The sequence below is a fragment of the Rhodococcus olei genome (assembly GCF_039540555.1).
Classification (GTDB): domain Bacteria; phylum Actinomycetota; class Actinomycetes; order Mycobacteriales; family Mycobacteriaceae; genus Rhodococcus_G; species Rhodococcus_G olei.
Genome location: NZ_BAABFB010000053.1, coordinates 1 through 16,494, shown reverse-complemented (window position 1 = coordinate 16,494; position 16,494 = coordinate 1). Strand labels below are relative to the sequence as shown.

Below are 16,494 nucleotides of genomic sequence, written 5' to 3'. Positions count from 1 at the left end.
CCCGGCGCCCGCCTCACGCAGCACTCGGCGCCATGTCCGCGTGGACATGGCGCCGAGGTGCGGGTATCGATCGGGCGGTGTCAGGTGTATTCGACGGTCACCTTGTCGATGGTTCCGTCGAACGCGAACGGGGCGCGATCGTAGTAGTCGAGGGAGACGGGGGAGCCGAGGCAGGTGCCGATGTCGAGGCAGTCGTTGGCGGTGAACAGCAGCGGCGCGCTGACCGGCACGGTGGTCTTGCCGACCGGTTGACCGTCGACGCTCACGCTCACGTTCAGCGGGCCGCCGGGGCGAGCCTCGGCATAGTCCGTGAACACCTCGATGGTGTGCCTGCCCGGGGACAGCGGTTCCGCCGAGCGCATCTTGGTGCGCATCAGGATGAACAGGTTGTACTCGTAGCAGAGGTACCCGTCGTCCATGAAGCACGTCAGACCGCCGCCGTTGCCGCCGAGGGCGTAGAGGACGCCGCTCGCCCGATCGGGGACGGTCAGGTCGACGGTGACCCGGTTGCCCCTGTTTCCGAGCGCGGGGGCGCAGAACTCGGGCATCCGGACGACGTCGCCGGTGAACTCCCAACTCGTGTAGGGGGTGGTGATGCGTTGCTCGGGATGGATGGCGGCCACCCAGAGCCCGCCGCCGACGGGCAGGGCGTTGTTCTTGGCCGCCTCGATCGCGAAGATCTCCCGTAGTTGGGCGAGCTTCTCGGGATGCTGCTGGGCGAGGTCGCGGTTCTGGGTCCAGTCCTCGTCGAGGTTGTAGAGCTCCCAGGTGTCGTCGTCGGGGCTCCAGTCGCGGATGCCGCCGGGTACTCCGGGCAACCACGGTGCGCGGGGGCCGAACGCCGACGCCATCCACCCGTCGTGGTAGATCGCGCGGCTGCCCATGATCTCGAAGTACTGGGTCAGCTTGCCGGCCTTCGTGTCCCGGTCGATCAGGGTGGGCGCGAAGCTGGCGCCGTCGATCGGGTCCTGCTGGATCCCGTGCACCGTCCGCGGCGGCGTGATGCCGATGATGTCGTAGAACGTCGGTACCAGGTCGTTGCAGTGCAGGAACTGGGTTCGCGGGGTCGCGTCTGGGGTGATCTTCGCGGGCCACCGGGCGACCATGGGGTTGCGGGTGCCGCCGAGGTGGGAGGCGAGCAGCTTCATGCCCTTGTAGGGCGTGCTGCCGGCCCACGCCCATCCGGCGTGGTACATGTTGTCGGTTTTCGGGGAGCCGAGCACGTCGAGCCCGCCGAGTTCGTCGAGCGCGGCGATGTGCTGGGCGGTGGTCGTCGGGATGCCGTTCTGGGCGAGGAGTTCGCTGATGGTGCCGTTCTGCCCCTCACCGGACGAGCCGTTGTCGCCCCAGATGTAGAGAACGAGGGTGTTGTCGCGGTAGCCGAGGTCGTCGAGTTCGTCGAACAGCCGCCCGACCTGGACGTCGCAGTGTTCGGCGAAGCCGGCGGCGACCTCCATCAGCCGGCGTTGGAACGGCTTCTCGTCGTCGGGGATGTCGTCCCACGCCGGCATCGTGGGGTCGCGGTCGGTCAGCTCCGCCTCCGGCGGGATCCAGCCCTTCTCCTTGGCCCGGGCGAAGACCCGTTCCCGGTAGGCATCCCAGCCGTCGTCGAACTTGCCGGCGTAGCGGTCCGCCCACTCCTTCATGATGTGGTGCGGTCCGTGCAGGCAGCCGCTGGCCCAGTACATGAAGAACGGCCGGTCGGCGTCGAGCGCCTTGTGCCGGCGCAGCCATCCGATCGCGTCGTCGGCGAGGTCCTCGCTGAGGTGGTAGCCCTCTCCGGGGGTCTTCGGCGGCAGCACGACGGTGGTGTTGCGCACCAGGTTCGGCTCGTACTGGGAGGCCTCACCGGCGAGGAATCCGTAGAAGTAGTCGAATCCGACACCGGTGGGCCAGTTGTCGAACGGCCCGGCCGCGGTGGTTTCCTCGGCGGGAGTGTTGTGCCACTTCCCGAACGCGGCGGTGGTGTATCCGTACTGGCGCAGCACCTCGGCGCCGGTCGCGCTGGACTTGGGGATGTGGCCGGAGTATCCGTCCCAGTCGTTGGCGAGTTCGGCGATCTGCCCGTTACCGACGCGGTGGTGGTTGCGGCCGGTCAGCAGCGACGCGCGCGTCGGTGAGCACATCGCGGTGGTGTGGAAACGGTTGTAGCTGATCCCCTCACCGAGCATCCGGTCGAGGGTCGGGGTGTTCACCTCGCCGCCGAAACCGCTCGGCAGGCCGGGACCCGCGTCGTCGATCAGGACGACGAGAATGTTCGGCGTGTCAGCCGGAAGGCGGCGGGCCTTCGGATCAGGGCTGTACACCGACTCCTGCATCGTGCGGCCGGCGATGCTCCCCGACCGCGGTGGCGGGAACGGGAGCGTCTCGCCACCCGGTATCGCATCGGTCCCGAATCCAGTTCGCATGTCTCCGCTCCCTCCGCGGGCGATCCGCTGTGTCTCAACGGGTTACCGCCCAGCCAATCGGCAACCTACTCCGGCGCAGCCGATGAATGCGGCATATCCACCGCAGCGTCGCGGTGCCGGTCGCCGCGATCGGCGAGGGCGGACACCCTCACTACGAGGGACGACCCGCCGAAAGTCCGCCAGGTCGACCGGTCGTCGATCCGCAGCGGCGAAGTGGCCGCCGACCGGCGCACGAGTCGCCGATCGCGGTCGGTCAGTCGAGGACGGTGCCGTCCGGCATGGTGGCCGCGGTGAGATCGGCGCCGTCCAGGGCGGTGGCGATGGTCGCGCCGGTCAGGTTGGCCCTGCCCAGGTAGGCGCCGGTCAGGGTGGCGCCGGTCAGAGTGGCGCCGCCGAGGTAGGCGCCGGTCATGTAGGCGGCGGAGAGGTCCGCTCCCGCGAGGTCCGCGTGGCCGAGGAAGGTCGACGTCAGGTAGGCCATCGTCAGGTCGGCGCCGCGTAGGACGGCCCGGGTGAGATATGCGCCGGTGAAGTTGGCGTCGTGCGCGACCGCGCCGGTGAGATCGGCCCGCACCAGGACGGCGCCGACGAACTCGGTGGAGGTCAGGTTCGCCCCGGCGAGGATGGCATCCGTGAGGTCGGCTCCCGACAGGTCGGCGCCGGTGAGGTCCACGCCCGCCAGGTCCGCGCCCACCAGGTTCGTGCCCGTCAGATCGGTGTCGGCGAGGCTGCCGATCACCGAGTTTCCAGCCGCCCGTTGGGAATTCCAGGCCGCGACATCCGAGCGGAGCAGGTCGAGGCGATTCGTCTGTGATGTCGACGTCATGGAGCTCCCGGGTAGGGCGATCGCGGCGGCCGGGTGCCCCGGCCGGATCGGCGGTCCGGTCCGACCTGCTCCGGTGGCCAGGCGGGGAGTTCCGAGCGCAGCCGGACGGCGGCGGCAAGTTGACGGCGTCAACCTATCTCGGTCTGTTGACAGCGTCAACCTCCTCCTATGCTCGTGACGTGCAGGAACGAACGCGGGACACCCGCCGCGCCCTGATCTCCGTGGCCGGCGACCTCTTGGCCCGGGGCGGGCCGGCCAACGTCACGCTGCGAGCGGTCGGCGCGGCGGCAGGCGTGTCACGGACGGCGCCGTATCGCCACTTCCGGGACAAGGACGACCTGCTCAGCACGGTGGCCGCCGAGAACCTGGCCTTCCTGAAGGCGGAGATGCAGCGTGCCGTCGCGGACACCGCGACCGCCGCCACCCCGCTGTTCCGCGCGTGCCTCGCCTACGTCCGCGTCGCCTGGGAGCGTCCGAACCACTACCGGCTCGAGTTCGGCGGCGACCACGTGATCACGCCGAGTCGGGTGCTGGTCGACGCCGCCGGCGACTTCAACCGGTACTTCCGCGAACTCGTCGTCGAGGCGCAGCGCGACGGCACCATCGTCGCCGGCGACGTTCGGGAAGTCGGTCCGCTCCTGTGGGTGCTGCTGCACGGGCTGGCGATGGCCAATCATCTTGTCGGGGAACAGGGGTGCCTGACCGGGTCGGGTCACGATGCCGGGGACATGCCGCGTGTTCTCGACCTGGCACTGCGAAACCTGGCTCCACGCTGAGGTTTCCACCTTCCGGGATCCGGGTTGCCCGGTGCCTCGGTGGAGGGCGCCCTTCCTGCCCGTAGTTTCGGCGGCGCACCATCTCGGTGATCCAGACCGGTGCGTACGGGGACGTGCAGTTCGGGGGAGTCGGGTAGTCCTCGCGCACTCTCAGTCGCTCACCGATGTCGATTGCGCGGGTTCGGTATTCGGCGTGCTCGATCCCGATCTGCGCCAGGCAGTGGTTCATCGCCCACTGCAGGCGGTCCGGTGTGTCCTTCATCTGTGCCTCGATGATGTCGAGCAGCTCCGCGAGGTCGAGGCCCTCGGGTTTCCGCGCCACACGTTCGGTGGTCAGCGCCCAGCCGCCGCTCGCGACCACGGGATCCGGATCCGAGAGCCAGGCCACGCGTAGCTCGTCGGAGTGTGGGTTCTTCTTCACCACGTAGTTCACGAGCCAGTCGTGCACCTTGGGCGTGCGCGCCTCGCGCACCATGGCGTCCAGCTGGTCACGGTCGAACGCCTTCGGTCGGCAGATCAGGATCGACAGCAGTCGCGCCGCCGTGTCGCCCGTGTCCCAGAGTTCGCGGGCCAGTCCCGGCTGCGTCTTCAGCTGCTTCGCGAGCACGCGGAGTGTGCCGAGGTTCACGCCGTGATCGTCACCGTGCTTCTCGTTCACCGCACGCATCTTCGGATCCTCGAGCGCGGCCAGTTCGGCCATCACTCCGGCCACCGTCTCGGCCACCCCAGCCTCCTGTTCGTCAGGTGCGCACCAGCCTACGAGCCGCGGGTACGTCGGCGGTGCCCGGTTGGCATCACGACAAGGCCTTGACAACATACAACTGATTGGTTGTATGTTTGTCTCGTGAACGGAGACGACGAGGACCGGGCGGACGCCCTGTTCCACGCGCTCGCCGACCGGACCCGGCGCGACATCCTGCGCCGGGTGCTGGCCGGGGAGCACTCGGTTTCCGCGCTCGCGGCGAAGTACGAGATGAGCTTCGCCGCGGTCCAGAAGCACGTTGCCGTGCTGGAGAAGGCCGGCCTGCTCACCAAACGACGCAGCGGTCGGGAGCAGCTGGCCAGCGGTGACGTGGCGGCGGTGCGGTCGGTGGCATCCATGCTCACCGAGCTGGAGCAGGTGTGGCGCGGCCGCATCGCCCGCATCGACGAACTCATTGCATTCGACTCGACCAAGGAGGACTGAACCATGCCTGTGACCGACGTCCGTCACGACCTCGACAACCTGACCCTGACCATCGTGGCCGACTTCGCCGCGCCGGTGGAGCGGATCTGGCAGGTCTACGCCGATCCGCGTCAGCTGGAGAAGATCTGGGGTCCGCCGTCCTACCCGGCGACCGTGGTCGAGCACGATCTCACTCCCGGCGGCCGCATGACGTACTTCATGACCGGCCCGGAAGGCGACAAGCACGCCGGGTACTGGCAGATCACGGCCGTCGACGAGCCGGCGAGCTTCTCCTTCGTCGACGGCTTCGCCGACCAGGACTTCAACCCCAATCCGGCGCTGCCGGTCTCCACGAACGTCTACACCTTCGCCGAGCACGACGGCGGCACCCGCGCGACCTATGTGAGCACGTTCGAGTCGGCCGACGCGTTGCAGCAGGTGCTGGACATGGGTGTGGTCGAGGGTGCGTCGTCGGCGATCAACCAGATCGACGAGCTGATCGCCTCGTGACGCCGCGTCGCGGCCGACCGTCCCGGACCCTCGGGGCGGCCGGCCGTGGCGCCGCGAGATCCGGGGTCCCGGCCGATGTCGTGGCACGATCGGGAGGTTGTCGAGGCGATGGGATCACACTCCGGTTCGGAGGCAGGGGCGCGGGCGGATTGCGTTCACCGTCGCGAGTAGGTCGAAAGATGTTTGCCGCGAGTGTGATTCGTGTGCGTCATCTTCCGGGTCGTCACATCGCGTCGGGCGGACGCAACCAGAAGGAGTGCCAACCATGATCCTCCCGAAGGTCCGGGACCCTCGCTTCGTGACGATCCGCCGTGGGGGGACCCTCACCGATCCGGATCACCATCTCCTCGCCCTCTGGGCGGCATCGTGCGCGGAGCACGTCCTGGGCCTCTTCGAATCGGTTCGGCCGGAGGATCCGCGGCCGCGTCAGGCGATCGAGCACGCCCGCGCCTGGGCGCGCGGCGAGATCACGATGACCCAGGCGCGCACGGCCGGTGGCCATGCGATGGGTGCGGCCAGGGACCTGCGTGGGGCCGCGCGGCATGCGGCGTACGCCGCCGGCCAGGCCGGGGTCGTCGCACACGTCGCCGCGCACGAGCTCGGTGCGGCCGCCTACGCGATCAAGGCCGTACGTGCCGCCGCGCCGGATGGCGAGGGCGAGGCCGCGGGGCGCCTCGAGTGCCAATGGCAGCGTGACCAACTCCCGGAGGGCATTCGCGAACTGGTCCTCGACGACCAGCGGTTGCGGAACGACATCTGCTGGTCGGTGTTCGACTTCTGACGCGTCGGGGTGCCGCAGCCGCGCGCGAGCGCATCGAGTTCGTCCCGGACAGCTGGTCGGATCGTCGGCCTGTGCGTGCGCAGGTCGCGAGCTCCGCTACTCGGCCGCGATGTGCTGTTCGAGCAGATCGAGATTCTCGCCGTGGTCGTCGCCGACCTTGGCCAGCAGTCCGGTGGCCAGGAGCAGCCAGGACAGCAGTTGCGTGCCCGGCTTGCCGGCCAGCGCCGGACGGAAGCGGATGGTCTCGGTCACGATGTGGCCGCCGTCGGCCGGTTCCATGGTGAGCAGGACGTCCTGCCGGATGCCCCGCTGCGTGCCGGAGAACTCGAACACCTCGTTCGGCACGTGCCGGGTGATGGTCCATCGGACGACGTCGAAGTCGCATTCCGCGCCGTGCTTGCTGTCCCAGCCGTGCCCCGCCGCCATCGTGAAGTCGTGCCCCAGCACGGTTTCCGTCCTGTGGGCTTCGTACAGCTCCGTTTCTGCCGGGTGGGTGAATGCGTGCCAGATGAGGTCCGGGTCGCCTTCCAGTCGTCGCCAGTTGGTGAAGGACGCGTAGCCCATGACTGCCCCCGATGTTCTGGCCGGCCCCGCGATGAGTGTGTGCAGGCACCGGGCGAAGAGTGTTCCCGACAGGGTAGCCACTCGGTGTGACGGCCTGGGCCGGGCCTCGTCGGCTCCGAGTGTTCGGTCGCCCTGAATACTCCGGTGCTCCAAGGACGTTTGCGAAACCGACAGCACGCCGCGTTGGTTGTCCGGCGGCACCCGCCGCGATTCGCCGGGCTGCGATCGGTGTGGTGACCGCGCATGCCGGTTCGGGCACTTTCGACACGACGAGAGCGTCCACCCCGAGGGCCGACCGGCGAATCGCGCGGCCTGCACCCTCTGCGGAACGAGCCTCGACGGGGTCGTTGCACTCGGCCCCGACGGCAGTTCGGGTCCTCTAGCGCGGTCCAGGTTCGAGTGTGGAAGAGGTCTCTGGGAGGGGAAGGATGGTCAGGGGCTCGCACGGCGCCGGATACATCAACACCGACGTGACCCTCACCCTGTCGCGGCTTCCGCTCGGGTACGAGCTCGGCCTGCGATCCGACGGTGCTGTCGCCTCTGGCGGTATCTCGATCGGGACCGCCACCCTGTACGACCGCGTCGGTCCCCTCGGCACCTGCGTCGTCACCACACGGTCCAACGCCCGCCTGCCGATCGACTTCACCGCCGACTGAACCAGCTCCCTTCCGATTCGGACCCCGTACGGTCCGTCCCACGGCGTAGTCGGTGCTCGTCGGTCTCGGGGGCGCATCGTGTCGTCGCATCACTCGTGGTGTCACGGTGGCGTCCGGTGGTGTCATCGTGGTCCGGCTCGTCTCGGCAGCGCCCGTGGCCGGCTCGCCCACGTGTTCGTCCGCACGAGTCGAAGGTTGCCGTGACCTGCGCATTCATCCGTCGTGTGCCGTTCTGACGCCACGATGGTGTCGTGTATGACACCCAAACGCTTGCGCGACACCATTCATGGTGTCATAGTGGTGTCATGGATTTGACGAGATATGTAGACGAGCTGCAGAACCAGCTCGCCACCGCAGCCGCCGCCGGCGGGGGCGAGGCACGTGAGCTCGCCGACCGCCTGACGGCCCCGCTCGACGCCGCCGTCCGACTCGTGTTGCTCGAGGCGCTCTCCACCGCGGCGAACGAGATCACCGTCGAGCTCGCCCCCGGCGCAGTCGACGTGCGCCTGCGGGGTCGCGACCCGGAGTTCGTCGTCACCCCCGCCCCGGCCACGGCATACGAGGACGCGGAGCCGGCGACAGCAGAGCCCCCGCGGCCCACGGTTCTCGACCCCGACGACGTCAGCACCTCCCGCACCACGCTCCGTCTTCCCGACCAGCTCAAGGCGCAGGTCGAGGCGGCCGCGGCTCGCGAGGGCGTGTCCGTCAACACCTGGCTCGTGCGCGCGGTCGCGGCCGCGCTCCAGCCCGCGACACCGTCCCGCGCGACACCGCGCAACCCCGGCACCTCCGGTCGGCTGACCGGTTGGGTGCGCTGACCCCCCAACCCCGAACACACATCCGCGCCCCGCACGCAGGGGCCGACACCACACCCCGAGGACTCACCATGCCTACTTTCGCGACCCCAGAACCGATCACGATCGCCGTCGACGTCGCCGTCGGCACCGTCAACGTCGTCGCGAGCGATCGCACCGACACCGTGGTCACCGTCCGGCCGAGCGACCCGGGCAAGTCCGGCGACGTCAAGGTCGCCGACGAGGCCCGTGTCGACCTCCACGACGGCACCCTCACGGTGCAGACGGCCAAGTCGTGGCGCTCCTTCGCCCCGTTCGGCGGCGGATCCGTGGACGTCACGATCGAGCTGCCGACCGGATCCGCCCTGGAGGGCAAGACCGTCGGCCCGTTGTTCACCCAGGGACGGCTCGGACCGTGCACGTTCACGAGCCGGGCCGGCGACATCCGGATCGACGAGGTCGGCCGGCTCGAGCTCCGCGCGTCGGCGGGCTCCGTGGTCGTGGGGCACGCCCTCGACTCCGCCGAGATCGTCGCCACCGCAGGCGGGGTGCGGATCCGCGAGCTCGACGGGAACGCCGTCATCAAGGTTCCGAACGGCGCCACGGAGATCGGGCAGTCCGCAGGCAGCCTGCGCGTGAACGGCGCGCACGGGGCGATCACGATCGAACGGTCGCTCGGCGAGACCGACGTGCGGTGCGCACACGGAAGCATCCGGGTCGAGCAGGCCACGAGCGGCCGCGTCCAGCTCGAAACCTCATACGGCGCAATCGAGGTCGGGGTGCCCGCCGGAACCGCCGCGTGGCTCGACGCGGCCTCGCAGCACGGCACGGTCCGCAACCTCCTGCAGGACGCCACCGGCCCCGACGAGAACGACCGGACCGTCGAGGTGCGCGCCAACACCAGCTTCGGCGACGTCGTCGTGCGACGTCCGCACACCTGATCCCCACCCGGACCCAACCGGCACCACGCCATCGAAGGAGAACCCATGACCGCCGCTGTCCGCGGGCCCGCGATCGAGGTCGCCGGCCTGCGCAAGTCCTACACGTCGAAGTCCGGTGAGCAGCTCGTGCTCGACGGGGTCGATCTCGTCGTCCCCGCCGGCACCGTGACCGCGCTGCTCGGCCCCAACGGTGCGGGCAAGACCACGACCGTCGGCGTCCTGAGCACCCTGCTCGCCGCCGACGCCGGCATCGTCCGGGTCGCCGGCCACGACGTGGCCCGCGAGCCGCAGGCGGTGCGGGCCGCGATCGGTGTGACCGGCCAGATCACCGCCGTCGACGACCTGCTCACGGGCACCGAGAACCTGCGCCTGATGGCCGATCTCAACCATCTCGGGCGGGCCGACGGGCGCCGCCGGACGACGGCGCTGCTCGAGCGCTTCGGCCTCGCCGAGGCGGCGGCCAAGCCCGTCTCGACCTACTCCGGCGGCATGCGGCGCAAGCTCGACCTCGCGATGACGCTCGTCGGGGCGCCGTCGGTCGTCTTCCTCGACGAGCCGACCACGGGCCTCGACCCGCGCAGCCGTCGCACCCTGTGGGACGAGGTTCGTGCCCTCGTGGCCGACGGCACCACGATCCTGCTCACCACCCAGTACCTCGAGGAGGCCGATCAGCTCGCCGACTCCGTCGCCGTGCTGAACGGCGGCCGGATCGTCGCCGAGGGAACGCCGGCGGAGCTCAAGTCCGCGCACGACACCGGCTCGCTCGACGACGTGTTCCTCGCGCTGACCGAATCGCCCACCGACCCCGCCCCCGCGAACGACAAGGAGAACCTCCGATGACCGCCGTCGCCGTCACCGCGCCCCCGAGCGTGCACGTCCGCCCCGCCGCCGATGTCGTCACGATGCTGCGCCGCAACCTCCTTCGGGCGAAGCGCTACCCGGGGCTCACGATGTTCCTCGTCGCCGGCCCGTTGGTGATGCTGCTGCTGTTCGTGTACGTCTTCGGCGGGGCCTTCGGGGCGGGCGTGGCGCCCGGGGTCGCCCCCGGGGCGGACGGTCGCGCGGCCTACCTCGCCTACATCACGCCCACGCTGCTGATCCTCACCGTGGTCGGGGCCGGCCAGTCGGTCGCCATCAGCGCCGCGATGGACGCCGCCGGCGGAATCACGGCCCGGTTCAAGACGATGGCGATCTCGCCGGGGTCCGTGCTGTCCGGGCAGGTGCTCGGCACGGTCCTGCAGGCGCTGGCGGCGCTCGTCCTCGTGCTCGGCGCGGCACTCGCGATGGGCTACCGGCCCGACGCCGGCGTGCTCGACTGGTTCGCTCTGCTGGGCCTGTTCGTGCTGCTGGGGCTCGCCCTCAGCTGGATCTGCGTCGCGCTGGGGCTGAACGCGCGGAGCGTGGAGACGGCGAGCAACGCGCCGATGATCCTCCTGCTCCTGCCGTTCCTGGGCAGCGGTTTCGTGCCGGTGGAGACCATGCCGACGGCGGTGCGCTGGTTCGCGGAGTACCAGCCGTTCACGCCGATCATCGAGACCGCGCGCGGGCTGCTCGCCGGCGGCGCGGGGCTGGAGGCCGCGGTGGCGGCGCAGGCCGTCGGCTGGTGTGTGGTGCTCGGCGCGGCCGGCTACGCGTGGGCACGCTCGCTCTACCGTCGCGAGCGTCGTCTCTGAGTGCTCCGCCACCCACCGGCTGTCGGGGCCGCACCGGGAACTTCCCGGTGCGGCCCCGACAGCTCGTGGGTGGCGGAGCCTTCGGTGCAGCGGCGAACCGTGTCCGTTGGCTCGCAAAGTACACGGGCGCTGGAAGATTCAGTCCCGTGATTCATCGAGCGTCGCGGCAGCGGCCTGACCGAAACCCGTGCATCATCGGTGATCGACCCCCGATGCGGGAGCCGATCACTCGACTGGTCAGTGAACGCCGACGCCTCCACCGATCCCGAACATGACACTGAGCCAGTGTAGGAACGCCTGAAAAGCCACGTTGAAGTCGATTGCGGCGGAACCCATCATCCTCACCCCCTCCCGATTTCGTGCCCCTACTGGTTACATCGTGAACGAGCGCCGATTCGTGTCACCACTCCGACGACCCGGACGCGGTGCGGTGGCTGCCTCCGAAACCCCTGGGACCGTCCTCGCGGGGTCCGATTCGGAGTGGGCGATGTCGACCGTGCGGCTTCGATGGAGTCGCGGAGATCGGCGACCACGGACGGCAGTGCTGTTCGGCCGACCGATCCGTAGCCGAGCACGAGTGCGGGAGGCATGGGAGCGCCCTGCAGGACGTGCTCGCCGAGCCCCCGGACCCGGACGCCCCTGCGCGCGGCGTGCTCGGCGACGGCGGCCTCGGTGGTGTCGGTGAGTTCGAGCAGCGCGTGAAAACCGCTCGAGGGGAACACTGCGTGCGCGTCGGGCAGGGTGGACGAGAGTGCCGCGCGCAACTCCTGTGCCTTTCGCCGGTATCGCTTGCGGAGCTTCACAAGGTGTTGATCCAGCGCTCCGCTGCCGATGAAATGCGCGAGCGCGGCTTGTTCGATCGCCGAAGGCGCAACACCCCACAGGCCCGCGGTGCGCGCTGCGGCGCGTCGAATCGCGGGGGCGCCACGATGAACCCCAGGCGGATTCCGGGGGCCAGGGCGCGGCTGAGTGAACCGACGTAGATCGTCCTGTCGCTGCGGGTGCCCTGCAGAGCCGGCGTGATCGTGTTGTCGTGCTCGAGAAGGGTATTCGAATCATCCTCGATGATCCACAGGCCCGATGCGGTCAGAGCCTGCGTGCGTTCCGCGGACAGGCGTGTCCCCAAAGGAAATTGATGCACGGGGTTGACCATCACCGCGGTTCCGGTGGCATCGAGGGTGCTCTCGATCGCGAGGCCCGCCGTGTCGACGTCGAGCCACCGTAGCCGAAGTGGTGTCTCGGGCAACAGGACGCCGTTGACCGGGTGCCCGACGCGCGGTGTCGCCAGGGTCGACACACCGTTCTCGTGCAGTGCGCCGGCGAGGATCAGCGCGGCTTGTCGATAGCCACTGCACAGCACCAGGTCCTCGGGCTCCACTCGCAGCCTGCGGCTCCGAGCGAGATGGGCGGCCAATGCTTCCCGTAGTGCCGGTAGTCCGCGCTGTGACCGGTAGTCCAAACCGTAGGTGGGTTGCGACTTCAGTCCGTACTCGAGGCTCTCGCGCCATGCGGCGCGCGGAAATGTCGCGATATCAGGAACTTCCGGGTTCAGGTCGACGCGCCACGTGTGCGGCCGGGAACCCGCGCTCGCACGCTGCGACACGCTCGACGGACCGGGCGTGACGACGCGCGTGTACCCGCCGACCGTCGCTTCGGCGAATCCGGCGGCCCGCAGGCGCTCGTAAGCGTCGACGACCACGCCACGAGACACGCCGAGCGACTGTGCCAGCTGCCGTGTCGGGGGAAGCCCGCTTCCCTCCGGTAGGCCACCGGACTCGATCAGGCCGCGAATCTGCTCGGCGATCTGTGCACCCAGCGTCCGACCGGGCACGGATCGATCCACGTTGACAGGCAGGGTGAGATTGGTCCGAAATTCGACCGTCGAATTGGACCTTTGGTGCCGTTCCGAGCCGCCATATCGTGAGTTCACGAACGTGATACTGACACGTCAGGTATCACCCGACCAGTCCACCCGGAAAGGGAATTCCGATGCCGGTTGTCACGGTGAACGGCCAGCGGATCAGCTACATCGACAGCGGAGGCGACGGACCGCCCCTCTCGGGCGGAACGCACATCGTCAACCTCACACACACACCCGTGGTGAACTCCGCGATCGAGTCGTTCGTCGACCGGTCCTCCACACGGAAGAACTGACATGGAACCACTCGTCCTTCTGACCGAAGTCGAATCGGTCGCCACGATCACACTGAACAATCCGCGGAAGCTGAATGCCCTGACCGCGCAGACGTTCGAGGAACTCCGGGCCGCGATCGACACCGTCGCCGGCCAGGGCAACATCGCCTGCGTCGTGCTCACCGGTGCCGGCCGCTCGTTCTCGGCGGGGCACTCACTCGACGCGCTGGCCGACGGCGACGGAGAGGGTGACGCTCGGTACCACGAGGCCGAGACGATCGACGCCCTGGAGTCCCTGCCGATGCCGACGGTCGCGGCGATCCGAGGACACTGTCTGACCGGAGGGCTCGAACTGGCGCTGGGCTGTGACATCCTCCTCGCCACCGAGACCGCGTCGCTCGGCGACACCCATGGACAGTGGGGGTTGGTCCCGGTGTGGGGCATGTCGGTCCGGCTGCCCGAACGTGTCGGGTACGCGCGGGCGAAGGAACTCACCTTCACCGGTCGCCGCATCTCGGGTATCGACGCGGCGGCGATCGGATTGGTCAACCGCGCCGTCGCCGACGACGAACTCGACACCGCCGTCGCCGCACTCACAGCCGAGATTGCCGCCAATTCTGCTGGTGCGAACCAGATTGCGAAACGCCTGTACGCCCAGAGTCGCACGCTCGATCGGTCTCAGGCGCTGTCGCTGGAGCGAGATCTCCCGTTCGGCCTGCCGGCGGACGCGGCCGACCGCCTTGCCGGATCCCTCCACCGGAAGAAGTGATGATGTCGCGCACACAGATCGCGTCCACCCAGCGTGTTTCGCGTGAGAACCTCGAGTTCATGCTGTTCGACTGGCTCCGTCTGGATCACTTGCTGGAGCGGAAGCCCTACGCCGACCACGAACCCGATGAGATCAGGGCAATGCTGGACGTGTCCGAGCAGATTGCCACCACGATGTTCCTGCCACACAACAAGCGCAACGACGCTGAGGAGCCGACATTCGACGGTCGGCAGGTTCGAGTCCACGACGAAGTCCGACCGGCGTTGTCGGCCTTCGCCGAGACAGGTCTGGTCGGTGCAACGGTCGACACCGACCAGGGCGGCCTGTCGATGCCGTTCACCGCGGCGCAGGCGTGCCTGGCGCACTTCTTCGCGGCGAACGTGAGTACCACCACCTACGCGACCCTGGCATCCGGAGTCGCGAACCTGATTCTCGCGCATGGCAGTTCCACCCAGATCGCGGGGTTCGTTCCATCGCTGATGGACGGGCGTTCGCTGGGCACCATGTGCCTGTCCGAACCACACGCCGGTTCGTCGCTGAGTGACATCACCACCCGCGCGGTCCCACAGCCTGACGGGTCGTACCGGATCACCGGACAGAAGATGTGGATCGGCGCCGCCGGTCACGAACTGTCCGACAACATCATCCACCTGGTCTTGGCCCGCATCGCAGGCGCACCGTCGGGCATCGGCGGAATATCGCTGTTCATCGTGCCGAAGTACCTCGACGACGGCGGGGACGGACCAGGGGAGCGTAACGACGTCGCCGTGTCTGAACCACAAGATGGGATACCGCGGCACCGTGAACGCGGCACTCAACTTCGGCGACGGCAGCCACACGCCGCACGGGGCAACAGGGGCCGTCGGACAGATCGTCGGTGAGCCGGGAGATGGCCTGCGCCAGATGTTCCACATGATGAACGAAGCGCGTGTGGGTGTCGGGTTGTCCGCCGCTGCAGTCGGTTCCGCCGGATACGCGCTCGCCCTCGACTACGCGCGGGTCCGCGAGCAGGGGCGGTCGTCTCGCGCCGCGGATCCCGGGCCCGTGCCGATCATCGAGCACACCGACGTCCGCCGCATGCTTCTGGCGGCGAAATCCTACGTCGAGGGTGGGCTCGCGCTGAGTCTCTACTGTGCGCTGCTGGTCGACGACGCCAAGACCTGCGAGGCCGGCGTCGACCGTGAGCGGTCGGCGCTGCTCCTGGACGTGCTCACACCGATCGCCAAGAGTTGGCCCTCGCAGTGGTGCCTGGAGGCCAACGCTCTCGCGATCCAGGTGCACGGTGGATACGGCTACACCCGCGAGTACGACGTGGTTGCGTCCATGACGATGGTGTACGAGCCGGATCAGGACGTCACCGGCGTGTCGTAGCCGGAAAGTAGGCGGTCATCGCGTGATTCTTCGAGAGAGCTACCAACTCGACTCGACGAAAGAGCACGCGATGACCACTGCCCACGATATCGACCTGCACCAGTTCCTGACCGATCGGCTCACCGACGCCAGCCCCGATCTGCTGCGCAGCCTGTTGTCCACGTTCATCGACGCGCTCATGGGCGCCGAAGCCGACAGCCTGTGCGGCGCCGGTTTCGGTGAACGCTCCGCGGCACGCGTCAACAGCCGCAACGGGTACAGGCATCGCGACTTCGACACCCGCGCCGGCACTCTCGACGTCGCGATCCCCAAGCTGCGTCAGGGTTCGTATTTCCCGGACTGGTTGCTGCAGCGCCGCAAACGCGCCGAGCGTGCCCTGACCTCGGTGGTGGCCACCTGCTACCTGCTCGGCGTCTCGACCCGACGGATGGAGAAACTCGTCGATTCCCTCGGCATCACCTCACTGTCGAAATCCCAGGTCAGCGTCATGGCCAAGGACCTCGACGCCCAGGTCGAGGCGTTCCGCGGCCGACCATTGGATGCCGGACCGTACACGTTCGTCGCCGCCGACGCCCTGGTGCTCAAGGTCCGGGAGAACGGTCGGGTGGTGAACGTGCACGCACTCGTGGCGGTCGGGGTGAACGCCGAGGGCTACCGGGAGATCCTGGGCCTGGACGTGACCTCCGCCGAGGACGGTGCCGGCTGGTTGGCGTTCTTCCGGTCTCTGGTCGCCCGCGGGCTGTCCGGGGTGCGGTTGGTGACCTCCGACGCGCACGCCGGCCTCGTGTCGGCGATCGGCGCCACCCTGCCCGGGGCCGCGTGGCAACGCTGCCGAACGCACTACTCGACCAATCTCATGTCCCTGACACCGAAGAACTCGTGGCCCTGGGTGCGAGCGCTCCTGCACTCGGTCTACGACCAGCCGGACGCCGATTCCGTTCATGCTCAATATGATCGGGTGATCGATGCCTTGTCGGAGAAGCTCCCGCGGGTCGCCGATCACCTCGATGCAGCCAGGGTGGATCTGCTCGCCTTCACCGCGTTTCCGAAGCAGATCTGGCGGCAGATCTGGTCCAACAATCCCCTATCGGTTAACCGGCCCTCAGGCGACACGACCACGACCGAGA

General features: G+C 68.7%; 18 protein-coding genes and 1 pseudogene. 14 read left to right on the top strand and 5 right to left on the bottom strand.

Features of this window, described 5'->3' with window-relative positions:
* Positions 1-80: 80 nt before the first annotated feature.
* Entirely contained in the window at positions 81-2,408 is a 2,328-nt protein-coding gene (locus ABD951_RS17720) for an arylsulfatase (RefSeq protein WP_345347760.1), read from the bottom strand.
* Positions 2,409-2,661: 253 nt separating this feature from the next.
* A complete protein-coding gene (locus ABD951_RS17715) occupies positions 2,662-3,234 on the bottom strand; it encodes a pentapeptide repeat-containing protein (RefSeq protein WP_345347758.1) in 573 nt (190 codons plus the stop codon).
* Between the two features lie 179 nt (positions 3,235-3,413).
* Between ABD951_RS17715 and ABD951_RS17710 the strand changes: the two genes are divergently transcribed.
* Positions 3,414-4,010: a TetR/AcrR family transcriptional regulator gene (locus ABD951_RS17710; RefSeq protein ID WP_345347755.1), complete on the top strand. Its 597-nt coding sequence runs from the start codon at positions 3,414-3,416 to the stop codon at positions 4,008-4,010.
* Positions 4,011-4,077: 67 nt separating this feature from the next.
* Here ABD951_RS17710 and ABD951_RS17705 read toward each other — a convergent pair.
* Positions 4,078-4,710 (bottom strand): annotated as a pseudogene (locus ABD951_RS17705) (DNA alkylation repair protein); the annotation flags it as partial.
* Positions 4,711-4,854: 144 nt separating this feature from the next.
* Between ABD951_RS17705 and ABD951_RS17700 the strand changes: the two are divergent.
* The 3 genes from ABD951_RS17700 (at position 4,855) to ABD951_RS17690 (ending at position 6,466) form a co-directional block, all read left to right on the top strand.
* The gene (locus tag ABD951_RS17700; RefSeq protein WP_345347752.1) at positions 4,855-5,196 is read left to right on the top strand and encodes an ArsR/SmtB family transcription factor; all 342 of its coding nucleotides are present in this window, start codon (positions 4,855-4,857) and stop codon (positions 5,194-5,196) included.
* A 3-nt stretch (positions 5,197-5,199) separates the two neighbouring features.
* On the top strand, positions 5,200-5,685 hold the full coding sequence (locus tag ABD951_RS17695; RefSeq protein ID WP_345347749.1) for an SRPBCC family protein: 486 nt from the start codon (positions 5,200-5,202) through the stop codon (positions 5,683-5,685).
* Positions 5,686-5,950: 265 nt separating this feature from the next.
* Positions 5,951-6,466, top strand: coding sequence for a putative immunity protein (locus tag ABD951_RS17690; protein WP_345347746.1), 516 nt, complete (start codon positions 5,951-5,953; stop codon positions 6,464-6,466).
* A 96-nt stretch (positions 6,467-6,562) separates the two neighbouring features.
* Here ABD951_RS17690 and ABD951_RS17685 read toward each other — a convergent pair whose 3' ends face one another.
* On the bottom strand, positions 6,563-7,030 hold the full coding sequence (locus ABD951_RS17685) for an SRPBCC family protein (RefSeq protein WP_345347743.1): 468 nt from the start codon (positions 7,028-7,030) through the stop codon (positions 6,563-6,565).
* 428 nt (positions 7,031-7,458) lie between these two features.
* Between ABD951_RS17685 and ABD951_RS17680 the strand changes: the two genes are divergently transcribed.
* The 5 genes from ABD951_RS17680 (at position 7,459) to ABD951_RS17660 (ending at position 11,094) form a co-directional block, all read left to right on the top strand.
* A complete protein-coding gene (locus tag ABD951_RS17680; RefSeq protein ID WP_345347740.1) occupies positions 7,459-7,686 on the top strand; it encodes a hypothetical protein in 228 nt (75 codons plus the stop codon).
* 305 nt (positions 7,687-7,991) lie between these two features.
* Entirely contained in the window at positions 7,992-8,504 is a 513-nt protein-coding gene (locus tag ABD951_RS17675) for a toxin-antitoxin system HicB family antitoxin (RefSeq protein ID WP_345347738.1), read from the top strand.
* A gap of 68 nt (positions 8,505-8,572) precedes the next feature.
* Positions 8,573-9,421 (top strand): DUF4097 family beta strand repeat-containing protein, encoded by an 849-nt coding sequence (locus tag ABD951_RS17670; RefSeq protein WP_345347735.1) that lies wholly within the window; start codon positions 8,573-8,575, stop codon positions 9,419-9,421.
* Between the two features lie 45 nt (positions 9,422-9,466).
* The gene (locus ABD951_RS17665; RefSeq protein ID WP_345347732.1) at positions 9,467-10,261 is read left to right on the top strand and encodes an ABC transporter ATP-binding protein; all 795 of its coding nucleotides are present in this window, start codon (positions 9,467-9,469) and stop codon (positions 10,259-10,261) included.
* Positions 10,258-11,094 carry an ABC transporter permease gene (locus ABD951_RS17660; protein ID WP_345347729.1) on the top strand — a complete coding sequence of 279 codons (837 nt, stop codon included), beginning with the start codon at positions 10,258-10,260 and terminating at the stop codon, positions 11,092-11,094. The genes ABD951_RS17665 and ABD951_RS17660 overlap by 4 nt, the downstream gene beginning before the upstream one ends.
* A gap of 799 nt (positions 11,095-11,893) precedes the next feature.
* Here ABD951_RS17660 and ABD951_RS17655 read toward each other — a convergent pair.
* Positions 11,894-12,925 carry an aminotransferase-like domain-containing protein gene (locus tag ABD951_RS17655; RefSeq protein WP_345347726.1) on the bottom strand — a complete coding sequence of 344 codons (1,032 nt, stop codon included), beginning with the start codon at positions 12,923-12,925 and terminating at the stop codon, positions 11,894-11,896.
* Between the two features lie 158 nt (positions 12,926-13,083).
* On the opposite strand from ABD951_RS17655, the gene ABD951_RS17650 reads away from it, so the two are divergent.
* The 5 genes from ABD951_RS17650 to ABD951_RS17630 all read left to right on the top strand — a co-directional run.
* The gene (locus ABD951_RS17650) at positions 13,084-13,248 is read left to right on the top strand and encodes a hypothetical protein (protein WP_345347723.1); all 165 of its coding nucleotides are present in this window, start codon (positions 13,084-13,086) and stop codon (positions 13,246-13,248) included.
* Between the two features lies 1 nt (position 13,249).
* Positions 13,250-13,996, top strand: a complete 747-nt coding sequence (locus ABD951_RS17645; protein ID WP_345347720.1) for an enoyl-CoA hydratase/isomerase family protein — start codon at positions 13,250-13,252, stop codon at positions 13,994-13,996.
* Positions 13,997-14,055: 59 nt separating this feature from the next.
* On the top strand, positions 14,056-14,877 hold the full coding sequence (locus ABD951_RS17640; protein ID WP_345347717.1) for an acyl-CoA dehydrogenase family protein: 822 nt from the start codon (positions 14,056-14,058) through the stop codon (positions 14,875-14,877).
* On the top strand, positions 14,798-15,367 hold the full coding sequence (locus ABD951_RS17635) for an acyl-CoA dehydrogenase family protein (protein ID WP_345347714.1): 570 nt from the start codon (positions 14,798-14,800) through the stop codon (positions 15,365-15,367). Before ABD951_RS17640 ends, ABD951_RS17635 begins: the two co-directional genes overlap by 80 nt.
* Before the next feature lie 70 nt (positions 15,368-15,437).
* Positions 15,438-16,494, top strand: a 1,057-nt coding sequence (locus ABD951_RS17630) for an IS256 family transposase (RefSeq protein WP_345347711.1), incomplete at its 3' end; no start/stop codon positions are given.

Bases quoted from the DNA above. Each gene is read 5' to 3' on its own strand.
- ABD951_RS17685 (WP_345347743.1), bottom strand. From the start codon at position 7,030: ATGGGCTACGCGTCCTTCACCAACTGGCGACGACTGGAAGGCGACCCG.
- ABD951_RS17645 (WP_345347720.1), top strand. From the start codon at position 13,250: ATGGAACCACTCGTCCTTCTGACCGAAGTCGAATCGGTCGCCACGATC.
- ABD951_RS17690 (WP_345347746.1), top strand. From the start codon at position 5,951: ATGATCCTCCCGAAGGTCCGGGACCCTCGCTTCGTGACGATCCGCCGT.
- ABD951_RS17675 (WP_345347738.1), top strand. From the start codon at position 7,992: ATGGATTTGACGAGATATGTAGACGAGCTGCAGAACCAGCTCGCCACC.
- ABD951_RS17680 (WP_345347740.1), top strand. From the start codon at position 7,459: ATGGTCAGGGGCTCGCACGGCGCCGGATACATCAACACCGACGTGACC.
- ABD951_RS17670 (WP_345347735.1), top strand. From the start codon at position 8,573: ATGCCTACTTTCGCGACCCCAGAACCGATCACGATCGCCGTCGACGTC.
- ABD951_RS17660 (WP_345347729.1), top strand. From the start codon at position 10,258: ATGACCGCCGTCGCCGTCACCGCGCCCCCGAGCGTGCACGTCCGCCCC.
- ABD951_RS17665 (WP_345347732.1), top strand. From the start codon at position 9,467: ATGACCGCCGCTGTCCGCGGGCCCGCGATCGAGGTCGCCGGCCTGCGC.
- ABD951_RS17715 (WP_345347758.1), bottom strand. From the start codon at position 3,234: ATGACGTCGACATCACAGACGAATCGCCTCGACCTGCTCCGCTCGGAT.
- ABD951_RS17640 (WP_345347717.1), top strand. From the start codon at position 14,056: ATGCTGTTCGACTGGCTCCGTCTGGATCACTTGCTGGAGCGGAAGCCC.
- ABD951_RS17720 (WP_345347760.1), bottom strand. From the start codon at position 2,408: ATGCGAACTGGATTCGGGACCGATGCGATACCGGGTGGCGAGACGCTC.
- ABD951_RS17650 (WP_345347723.1), top strand. From the start codon at position 13,084: ATGCCGGTTGTCACGGTGAACGGCCAGCGGATCAGCTACATCGACAGC.
- ABD951_RS17695 (WP_345347749.1), top strand. From the start codon at position 5,200: ATGCCTGTGACCGACGTCCGTCACGACCTCGACAACCTGACCCTGACC.